Annotated in this window: 2 protein-coding genes; both read left to right on the top strand. The window is 59.4% G+C overall.

What is annotated here, in order from left to right; genetic code table 11:
- Nucleotides 1-1,044 (top strand): magnesium-translocating P-type ATPase (mgtA, locus tag GIW04_RS30650; protein WP_236479605.1); only part of this gene is annotated, 1,044 nt, incomplete at its 5' end.
- 166 nt (nucleotides 1,045-1,210) lie between these two features.
- Nucleotides 1,211-1,491: MgtC/SapB family protein (locus GIW04_RS30645; protein WP_236479604.1), on the top strand; the 281-nt coding region annotated here is incomplete at its 3' end.

Genomic DNA, 1,491 nt, shown 5'->3' with positions numbered 1-1,491 from the left:
GCACCCGCCCTCAAGGCCCTGAAGGCCCACGGCGTGGCGGTCAAAGTGTTGACCGGCGACAACGAACTGGTCACGGCGAAGATCTGCCGCGAAGTGGGCCTGGAACAACAAGGCTTGCTGATGGGCAACGACATCGAAGCCATGAGCGACGCCGAACTGGCCCTGGCCGTGGAAACTACCAATGTGTTTGCCAAGCTCACCCCCAGCCACAAGGAACGCATCGTGCGCCTGCTCAAGGCCAACGGGCATGTGGTGGGCTTTATGGGCGATGGCATCAACGATGCTCCGGCGTTGCGCACGGCGGATATCGGTATTTCGGTGGACAGTGCGGTGGACATCGCCAAGGAAGCGGCCGACATCATCCTGCTGGAGAAGAGCCTGATGATCCTGGAAGAGGGCGTACTGGAAGGCCGGCGCACCTTCGCCAACATGCTCAAGTACATCAAGATGACCGCCAGTTCCAACTTCGGCAACGTGTTCTCGGTGTTGGTGGCCAGTGCCTTCATCCCGTTTTTGCCGATGCTGCCGATGCACCTGCTGGTGCAAAACCTGCTGTATGACATCTCGCAGATCGCGATTCCGTTCGACAACGTCGATGACGAGATGCTTGCCACGCCACAACGCTGGCAGCCAGGCGAGGTGGGGCGCTTCATGCTGTTTTTCGGGCCGATCAGTTCGATCTTCGACATCACCACGTTCGCACTCATGTGGTATGTGTTTGATGCCAACACGCCAGACCACCAGACGCTGTTCCAATCCGGCTGGTTTGTGGTGGGGCTGCTGACCCAGACCCTGATCGTGCACATGATCCGCACCCCGAAAATCCCGTTTCTGCAAAGCCGTGCAGCGCTGCCGTTGATGCTGATGACCGGCGTGATCATGGCCGTGGGGATTTTCCTGCCGATGGGGCCGTTGGCGCATTACTTCAAATTGCAGGCGCTGCCGTCGCTGTACTTTGTGTTCCTGCCGGTGATTTTGCTGGCGTACATGGCGCTGACCCAAGCGGTGAAAGGCTACTACATCCGCAGGTTTGGCTGGCAGTAGTGAGTGCCATGCAACACCGCAAACCCTGTGGGAGCCGGGCTTGCCCGCGATGGCGGTGTATCAGTCGCCAGATTCATTGGCCGGTGTACCGCTATCGCAGGCAAGCCAGCTCCCACAGGAACCCACGGTGTTTTCCAATTTGTCGCTGCATTCATGGAGATTTTTTATGCAGGCAATCAACAACATCAACCTCAACTCCCTGGTCGACACCGTCGTCAGCCTCAGCGCGGCATTTATCCTCGGTGGCTTGATCGGTTTCGAGCGCCAATATCGCCAGCGCACCGCGGGGCTGCGCACCAATGTGCTGGTGGCGGTAGGCGCGGCGATCTTTGTCGACATGGCCAACCGGCTCGGTGGTGCGGAAGGCGCGGTGCGCGTGGTCGCTTACGTGGTGTCGGGCATCGGCTTTTTGGGGGCGGGTGTGATCATGCGGGAAGAGGGCAATGT

This window comes from Pseudomonas sp. PA-4-8C, from assembly GCF_021606625.1.
In the GTDB taxonomy this organism is placed as follows: Bacteria; Pseudomonadota; Gammaproteobacteria; order Pseudomonadales; family Pseudomonadaceae; genus Aquipseudomonas; species Aquipseudomonas lactis.
This window is presented reverse-complemented; position numbering and strand designations above follow the sequence as displayed.